Raw genomic sequence first — 9,477 nt, forward strand, 5'->3', positions numbered from 1 at the left:
CTTTAAAGAGTTTACAACGCGATAAAAATTGCTTATAAAACTACTTTTCAAAATCCCTGAATTCAATTTTTCTATCTCTTGATTCCATTCTTCTATCTCTTGAATAAGCTCTTTTACATATTCTGCTCTATCAAAATAAATTGCTGAATAAACCCGTTGATACCATCTATTGAAAAAAATACCTAAAAACGTATTTTGACAATGGTAGTTAGCTAAGGGATATTTTTCTATAGCTTTATTCCTATCGCCAAAAAAGTAATGATAAGTCAAATAAATTCTATCAATTTCTTCCCTTTCTCCCCTTAAATCCATTGCCCTTTTTATTAAATCTTCATTTTCAAAAAAATAAAGTCCATTGAATATAAAACGAGATAAATAATATCCTTGATCCTCATTAAAAGTTAGACCCTCTAACTCTATTAGTGATAACAATAATTCAGTTTTCCCCTGATTAACATAAGTCTTTATCAGTTCATCACCTAAATAATCAATTACCCTCTGAACTACCATTACATTTTTTTCTCTTATCAATTCACTAAATCTACTTTCGAATAAAGAATTTTTTTCTGTTTTATACAATGAGACTAAAAAATAATAGTACTTTTTACTTTCTTTATCTATTTGATTTTCCCTTATTTCCGGTAATAATAAGTTGTATATTTCTTCATATTGACCATTTTCAAGCATCCTATTTAGGTTTCTGTCTAGTCGCCACTGTTCATATTGGGGATAAAGAAAAATCCCTAAAGAGAGTAGCATAAATATAATCAAGCCTATCTTTTTTTTCATCAAAATCTCTCCCTTCTCCCCTATATAGACGAAATAGAGGGGAAAAAGTTACAGCTCAACCTCTATTTCAATAAAAAAAAGACAGCTCAGGCTTGACTTAGTTAAAGCTGTCTCAATAATAAAATGTTTAGTTAATGGTTAAAATATGTTCCCCTCTTTCTACTGGTCCCTCTTTTTCTAAAATTATTTTTTTCTCTCCTAAGTTAGTCACAACTAAAGGTGTTACCATTGAAGGGACTTTATCTTTAATTTTAGCAATATCTACTTCTATTAAGGGATCACCTACCTTCACTTTATCACCGGCTTTCACTAAAGCAGTAAAACCTTCTCCCCCTAAACTTACTGTATCCATCCCGATGTGGATAATAATTTCACTGCCCTTTTTACTGGTTAAACCTATAGCATGTTTTGTTTCAAATATTGTCGTCACTTCTCCATCTATAGGAGATACCACCAAACCATCTGCTAAATCAAAACAACAACCATCACCCATTATTTTTTGAGAAAATACTTGGTCAGGGGTTTCTGTTACCGGCTTAACAGATCCTTTAATTGGTGAAAAAATTTTTTCTTCCTTATCTTTCTTGAAAAAAAACATAATAACCCTCCTTGATATTTAAGGAGAGGGGAAAACCTCTCCTAGGATAACTAGATATTCAATTTTTGTTCTACAACATCTTTGATAATATTAACTTTTGGTCCATAAATTATTTGAATGTGTTTAGGATTAGGTTTTATAAAACCATTTGCTCCTGTTTTTTCTATTATCTTTTCATCAACTTTACCCATATCGACTACATCTACCCTTAGACGAGTAAAACAATTTTCTAAGGCTTGAATATTTTCTTTTCCACCTAAACCTTCTATGATTTGGATTGCTAAGGTATCTAATTCTTTATCGGTTACATTTCCTACGGCATCAGTATTTTCATCAGTTTCTTCCCTACCAGGGGTAGCAAAATTAAATCTTAAAATTGCCCATTTGAAAACATTATAATAAACTATTGCAAAAACTATCCCAACTATTACTGACATATACCACTTTGATTCAGGTTGCATTATTCCAAAGACAAGTAAATCTATTATACCCCCCTGGGTATTTCCAATCATTACTCCTAAAAGGTGCATCGACATAAAGGATATACCAGCCATAACTGCATGGAATAAATATAGCATAGGAGCTACAAATAGAAAGGCAAACTCAATTGGTTCTGTTATTCCTGTAGTAAAAGATGCCAATACTCCTGCTAATAATAATGGCTTAATCTTTCTCCTTTTATCAGGATGAGCTGTTGTGTACATAGCATAAGCAGCTGCCGGTAGCCCAAAGACCATCATAGGGATTTTCCCTTGAGCTAAGAAACGGGTCACCTCAGTTAATGGTAAGTTATCGGGGGTAGCACCGGTTTCTAAGTACCGGTTAAAAATCAATAATGCTCCTGTTACTGTTTCCCCAGCAAATTCTGCTACTCCACCGATCTCTGTGGTACGGGCTAAAGAGTTTAGTATATGATGTAAACCAAAGGGTAACAGTATCCTTTCTAGAAATCCAAACAAGAAAGTTCCAAAATACCCTAGTTGGGCGATAGAAGTACCAACCCCTGTTATTATATCACTAATTGGCTCCCAAATAAAGGGAACAATTTGTCCTAACACAGCGAAAACTACTGTGACGGCAATAGCAACAAATCTTGTGCCACCAAAAAAAGCAATGGCATCTGGTAATTTTACATTATAGTATTTATTATGAATCATAGCTGTAATTAAACCAACCAAGATTCCACCTAAAGCATCCATCCTAACTGTGTTCATACCTAAAACGTTGCCTACTGCATCTAATTCCAGGCTTGTGTTATCAAGAACATACATCATACTCCTGTTAAAAACTAAGAATCCAATTACACCGGCAAAAGCAGCTATTGGTTTTTCCTTTTTAGCCATCCCCAATGCCAATGAAATAGCAAATAGTAAAGGTATGTTACCAAAGAGGGTGCCAGATATTGCCCTAATCAGCTGTGTAACATACATCACTGAACTAGAGGCTAAAAAAGGTACAACTTGTTGAATCTGGGGATTAGCAGAAGCTGCTGCTAATCCTAGAAAGATACCTGTTGCTGCCAGTAAGGAAATCGGCAGCATGAAAGACCTTCCTAGTTGTTGAAAGAAATCTTTAAGATTTTGTTTCACTTTTTACTCCTCCCTTTTTTTTAGTTCAGGCCAATAGCCTTTATTAGCTTCAATAAGTTCATCTAAAATCTTCCTAGCTTTTTTAGCATCCACCACCGTTCTATTTAATGTTAATGCTTGTAATGCCTTTTCATAAGATTGTTCAAAATATGCATCAACGGTTAATTTTTCATAGGCTAACTGCTGTTCCATTAACCCCTTATAAAAGGTGCTAATCTTCCCTACACCAAAAGGCCTCGGTCCATTAGAACCTAAAGTGGCCGCTACTTCAACCATAGCATCATCTTGAATATTACTTATAAGCCCATTATTTTCTGTAATAATTATATAGATTCTATTTTTATTATGGGCGATAGATTCAGCCACTTCTACTATCATATCTCCATGGGCATCATTATGAACAACCGTTGCTCCTTCAGTTGTTCCCCTTTCCGCTACCAATTTACACTCAGCAAAGACCCTTTTTTCTCTTCCATCCATAACTTCATTAGCTCTTGTATAGTTAGGATCTAATTTTTTAACTTTATATTCTGGGTAATAATAATATTGCAAATAGGTATTAGGCAAATAATCAGGAAAATCTTCCAACATATCTTTTACGATACTATAAGTATCTAACCAAGACTGATCCCTTTGTTCCGCATCCACTGGCTTAAATCCTTGTTCTCTGATGATTTCCTTAATTCTAGGCACTAAATCATTACCACATTTATCATAAAGATGGGTAAACCACCCAAAATGATTTAGACCGAAATATACTGGTTCAAATTCATATGGATCCATATTTAAAAGTCTACCATATGAACGAAGGAGATTTACTGGTTGATCACAAATATTTAAAATTCTTTTATCATTTTTATAAACTCTGTTAATCCCTTCTGCAACTATTGCAGCCGGATTCGTATAGTTTAATATCCAAGCATTTGGGGAATACTTTCTTACATCTTCTATCATTTGCAGCATATCCCTTAAGGATCGCATCCCATAAGCAAAACCACCTGGTCCACACGTTTCTTGACCAATTACCCCGTATTTTAAGGGAATTTTTTCATCTAGCTCTCTCATAGTATATCCGCCAGTTCTCATCTGACAAAAAACGAAATCCATGTCTTTATATGCAACTTCTTTATCTGTGGTATATTGAAAATCAAGTTCAGGATATTTCTCTTTAAACAACACCTTAGCATATTCACCTATGACTTTTTGTCTTTCCCTATCTATATCAAATAATACTAACCGATTTAATGGAAACACATTTTTATTTTTAGTTAAGCTTTGTAATAAACCTGGAGTCCAAGTACTTCCTCCACCTACTATGACAACATTATATTTTTTCATTTATAGTACCTACCTTTCTGCTTTTAATGACAATCTAATATTACAACAATCAAATAAAAATTAAAATATTTTTCGATAATTCAGTAATTATCTACAACCTTTGTATTACGTTACTATTTATGTAATTTATTACATTTAAAATTAAAAGCCTTTCCTTAGGAAAGACTTTTAATATATCTATTTATATACATATCAAATATAATTTGAAATAATATTAACACCGGTGCCCTAGATTTATTATCAAACTCTACTTGTTCATCATCTTCTGCATAAACAAATAAATTAATATCTGCTAATTTTGCTAGACTATTCATTCCAATAGTAGTTATTGAAATAACAGTTGCACCTCTAGCCTTTGCAATCTGAGCCATTTTTAAGGGTTGACCTGTCTCTCCACTTAAAGACAGAATAAATATAGCATCATTTTCATCCATTTTTTCTCCATAAAGATATGCTATGTGGGTATTAGTATGGTTGATAGCAAGTATATTAATTTGGAGTAATTGATTAGTTAAATACTCACAAGTAATTTCTGATAATCCTTTACCGAAAAAATGGATTTTTTTTGTTCGAAAAATATTTAATACCTTTTCAATAACTTCCTCGTTTATTAACTCACAAGTTTTTTGTATATCATATATTTTTCTTTTAATAATTTGTGAATAATTTTCTTCTATCAGCTCTAAATTATATCCTTTTTTTGGCTTTTTTAAATTCTTTTTTAAATTATATTTTAGTTCATTAAACCCAGTAAATCCTAATTTCTTACAAAGTCTGATTACAGTTGCTGTTGAAACAAAGGTTTCTTTTGCTAGTTGATTAACGGTCATTTTCACTACTTTTTCTTGATGATTAGTAATATATGTTAAGACATCAAATTCTGATTTATTTAAAGTATTTAATACTTCATTACTTATACTTTTTATCAAACTAACCACCCCCTTGTTAATTTTATAGCCAACCTACTCCGCTGCCTTGAAATTATAGATAGGCTTAATTACTTTCATAATCTCCGCTGTTTCCCTTATATTCTCAATAATTTGCGATAAAGGTTTATAAACTATAGGTGCTTCATCTATAGTCTTTTTATTTACCGATGATGTATATATACCTTCCATACTCTTTTGATAATCCTTTAAAGTGACATTCTTCCTTGCTTCTGACCTACTCATTATCCTACCGGCACCATGGGGAGCAGAGTAATTCCAGTCTTCATTTCCTTTACCTAGGGCAATAATACTACCATCCCGCATGTTAATGGGAATTAAAAACCTCTCTCCCTTTTTAGCTGATACCGCCCCTTTTCGCAAAATCATCTTTTCTGTATCAATATAATTATGGATAGTTGAAAAAGAGTCAACTACTTCTAAATCTAAATCTTTAACAATTTCTTCCACAATAGCTTTTCTGTTAATATCGGCAAAATGTTGAACTATTTTCATATCATGAATGTATTGATTAAATAGATCCCCTTCTGCATAAGCTAAAGATTTAGGGACTTGGATACCCTTAGCCTTCAAATAGTTATACGCCCTGTTTTGATAATAAGTTGCTACTTCTGTACCTAAGTGACGACTTCCTGAATGGACAACTAGATAAAGGTTTCCATCATCATCTTGATTAACTTCAATAAAGTGGTTTCCTCCCCCTAATGTTCCTATACTCTTTCGAGCCCTATTTATATCTACTTCTTTTTTACAATAGAGCTTTTCTAACTCCACCTTATCCACAAAGGAATGTTCTTTTTTCCGGATATTGAATCCATTAGGAATTTTATCATAAATCATTCGATCTAATTTCTGTAAATTTATTTTTTTATTACCTATCCCGATGATCTCAATACCACAACCAATATCTACCCCCACTAAGTTAGGTACAACTTTATCTTTTATAGTCATTGTTGTACCAATGGTACAGCCAACACCCACATGGACATCGGGCATAATCCTTATTTTACTCCCTTTAATAAAAGGTTGGCAGCAAAGGGTATGAATTTGTTCTATTGCCTTTTCTTCAATTAAATCGGTAAATACTAAAGCTTGATTATAGGTTCCTTTAATGACCTTTACTCTCATTTTCCTTTCTCCTTTTAACTTTTCTTTAATTATATATTAACATTAGTTAATAATAAAAAAAATAAATAGTCGCATTTTTTACGACTATTTAATCTGATTTTAGCCTTCAAATTCCCAGCCTACTGATTTGATTCCAGTTTCTAAGCTGATTCTACTAGCTATTTTTTCTAGAGCTAAATGGTTTTTCCCTAAACTAGTCAATTTAGCAATAACCTCAACTAAATCATGGCTTAAGTCTTCACTACTTAAATTATTTAACATTAAATCTTCCTCTTGCATCATGTGTAATAATAATGCCCTGATATGAAATTCAGATTTTTCTGTGCAAACCACCCTTAACACATAATTGGTTTCAAAAGTAGTGGAAGGAGGAATTTCTCCCTCCACTTTTTTAATAAAGGTCCGTAAATAAATATTGGCTATTAACACAAAAATCGTACCTAAAAAGGCTTCTAATATAAATCCAGCACTAGTTAAAACCCCTATAGCCGCAGCACACCACAGTGTGGCAGCTGTGTTTAAACCCCTTACATTTAAACCATCTCTTATTATGACCCCTGCTCCCAAAAAACCTATCCCTGATACTACCTGGGCAGCCATCCGGGTAGGGCTTCCCTCCCCTTCTATCATCATAGATAGAGTTACAAATAAGAAAGCTCCTAAGGAGACTAAGACATTAGTTCTCATACCAGCCATTCGCTGTCTTTTTTGTCTTTCAAAGCCGATAATACCACCGAATATAAAAGCTAGAAATAATCTAACAACAAAATCTAATTGTTCGCTGACTATTAGTTGTGGCATTAATATCACCACCTTAATTTCGAAAATAAATTACATTAAGTGGGCTAAAAATTGATTTACTAAAACAAAGTAGATAAATAAACCTGTAATATCTTTAATTGTTGTGATAATAGGATCTGCCCCTGCCGCTTGATCGACATTCATTTTAAATAATAGGTATGGAATTAAGAAACCTAGTGTCGTTGCCAAGGTCATAGTTAAACCTAATGCTAATCCTACTACTAATCCTAATTGAGGTATTCCCTGCCAAACAGATGCAACTATACCTGTAAAAATACCTACTATAGCTCCCATACTTAAACCGATAAATATCTCTTTCAATAAATGTCTTCTAAATTTCTTAATATCTATATGACCTAAAACTAAAGCTCTGGCAAAAATAGTAGAGGACTGGGTTCCTGCATTACCTCCCATATCCATGATAACGGGAATAAAAATAGCTACAGCTGCAATGGCTTCAAGGGTTTCTTCAAAAACATCAATAACGAATCCTGCCAATAATCCACCTATGGCAGTCAAAATCAGAAATGGCAACCTCGTCATCCAAATTTGCCATACAGACCCATTAATTAAGCGGCTACTCCTATCTGATTCTTTTTTATTCAAACTCAGCAAACCTGCTTTATGGAAAATATCTTCTGTCGTTTCTTCTTGTAAAATATCCATTGCATCGTCAATTGTTATGATTCCTACTAAGCGGTCTTCCCTATCTACTACGGGAATTGTTAATAAATCTAGTTCTTGTATTTTTTTTGCTACATCTTCTTGGTCCACATCAGTCCTTACTTTAATTACCTTCTTATGCATTACCTCTTCTATTTTTTGCTCAGGTAAAGCTAAAACCAATTCCCTTAATGATAAAACCCCTTCTAATTTACGATTATCATCAGTTACATATAATGTATAAATTCCTTCTTTTAATCCTTCCCTTTCCCTTATATATTTTAATGCTTCCTCTACTGTCCAGTCCTTTTTTAGTCTGACATACTCGGTAGTCATAATTCTTCCTGCAGTCTTTGGTTCAAAACCCATTAAGAGGTTAGTTTTTTCTCTCTCTTCTGGGGTTAATAGACTTAACAGTTTTTTTGTTACTTTAGCAGGTAACTCATCAAATAATCTAACTCTGTCATCAGGTTCTAAATCGTTAATCAGTTCAATACTCTTTTCTTCTGTAAAGGATTTTAGTAGTTCTAGTTGTAAGTTACTATCTAACTGTTCAAAGACTAACAATGCTTTATCTTTAGACAACAATCTATAAATTATCACTTTTTCTTCTGGAGCCAATTCCCCTAATACATCAAGGATTTCTATTACTTCCCTTTCTTCCAAAAATTTCTTTAAAGCCTCAACATCCTTGTTTTTAAGATGAGTCCAAATAGTCTCTTTAATCTTTTCCATGACAGATCCCTCCTAATATTTTTTTCCCTAATCAGTTTATTTTTCCCCGAATCCCAATCATCATATTCCATTTAGACTCACCTCCCTATAAGTAAAAATAAAAAACGACTCCGAGGAGTCGTTAAAAACAATAATCACTAAAGACAATCCTTGTACAAAAAACTCAAGTTTTGTCCCAATACTCCTCGTCTTAGCTTTGGCACTAGAAGACGTAGATTTAATTTAAATTAAATCAGCTACCTTAAGCAGACCTTAATCCGATCATGCCTGTTCTACCCATTGGCGTCTCTCGACATTTTTGGGCAGTAGCCTGTGTTCTTCTAGGAGCCTCACCTAACAAGTCCTCTATTTGATTGTCCTTAAACATTGTATATTACCTTTGAATTTTTGTCAACAATAATTTTTACTAATTACATTATTTTTACTCGCCAATATTACTATAAACTTCTACCCCTTTAATAGTGAGGTATTTGTATAATACATAGCTTAAACAGAGATAAATAGCTACTAGTAATCCAGTAGTAACAAAGAGGGAAGATTTTAATTTAACTACTAAAAAAACATTACCTCCAATAATTACTGTACTTAAAATAATATGAAAAAGAGAGTTTAGATTTTGTTTAACTGCTTTTTGTTCATTGTCCCATACTAACTTTGGACTAAAGAGATCAAAAATCATACCAATCATAGAATTAAACACTATTCCAACCATTCCTAACAGAAATACTAGTAAAGCTAAATATATAGGTAGTCTAACGGCTACGGCAACGATGGTCAGAATCATTAGTAGTCCTAAAGTAGATAGCAGGATGCCGGGTATTATCTTACCTAAAATTTGTCTTTTATAATCTACTGGGATATATTTGTTAATATAAAAATTTTGTCCTTC

Annotated in this window: 8 protein-coding genes, 1 pseudogene and 1 riboswitch; all 9 genes and pseudogenes read right to left on the reverse strand. The window is 32.9% G+C overall.

Annotated features, from left to right (window positions below):
- On the reverse strand, positions 1–789 hold a 789-nt coding region (locus tag BMX60_RS10445; RefSeq protein WP_143055928.1), incomplete at its 3' end, for a hypothetical protein.
- A gap of 127 nt (positions 790–916) precedes the next feature.
- Positions 917–1,387, reverse strand: coding sequence for a PTS sugar transporter subunit IIA (locus BMX60_RS10450; RefSeq protein WP_091351405.1), 471 nt, complete (start codon positions 1,385–1,387; stop codon positions 917–919).
- Positions 1,388–1,437: 50 nt separating this feature from the next.
- Positions 1,438–2,976, reverse strand: coding sequence for a PTS transporter subunit EIIC (locus BMX60_RS10455; RefSeq protein WP_341423334.1), 1,539 nt, complete (start codon positions 2,974–2,976; stop codon positions 1,438–1,440).
- A gap of 3 nt (positions 2,977–2,979) precedes the next feature.
- Positions 2,980–4,314, reverse strand: coding sequence for a 6-phospho-alpha-glucosidase (locus BMX60_RS10460; RefSeq protein WP_091351406.1), 1,335 nt, complete (start codon positions 4,312–4,314; stop codon positions 2,980–2,982).
- Between the two features lie 155 nt (positions 4,315–4,469).
- Entirely contained in the window at positions 4,470–5,243 is a 774-nt protein-coding gene (locus BMX60_RS10465) for a MurR/RpiR family transcriptional regulator (RefSeq protein ID WP_143055929.1), read from the reverse strand.
- A 33-nt stretch (positions 5,244–5,276) separates the two neighbouring features.
- A complete protein-coding gene (locus BMX60_RS10470) occupies positions 5,277–6,389 on the reverse strand; it encodes an RtcB family protein (protein WP_091351408.1) in 1,113 nt (370 codons plus the stop codon).
- Between the two features lie 99 nt (positions 6,390–6,488).
- Positions 6,489–7,190, reverse strand: coding sequence for an MgtC/SapB family protein (locus BMX60_RS10475; protein WP_091351409.1), 702 nt, complete (start codon positions 7,188–7,190; stop codon positions 6,489–6,491).
- Positions 7,191–7,220: 30 nt separating this feature from the next.
- Complete coding sequence (gene mgtE / locus BMX60_RS10480) at positions 7,221–8,588, reverse strand: magnesium transporter (RefSeq protein ID WP_091351410.1); 1,368 nt, start codon at positions 8,586–8,588, stop codon at positions 7,221–7,223.
- A 174-nt stretch (positions 8,589–8,762) separates the two neighbouring features.
- A riboswitch (M-box (ykoK) riboswitch) is annotated at positions 8,763–8,936 on the reverse strand.
- 73 nt (positions 8,937–9,009) lie between these two features.
- Positions 9,010–9,477 (reverse strand): annotated as a pseudogene (locus BMX60_RS12110) (hypothetical protein); the annotation flags it as partial.

Origin of the sequence: Anaerobranca gottschalkii DSM 13577, from assembly GCF_900111575.1 — a bacterium.
GTDB lineage: Bacteria > Bacillota > Proteinivoracia > Proteinivoracales > Proteinivoracaceae > Anaerobranca > Anaerobranca gottschalkii.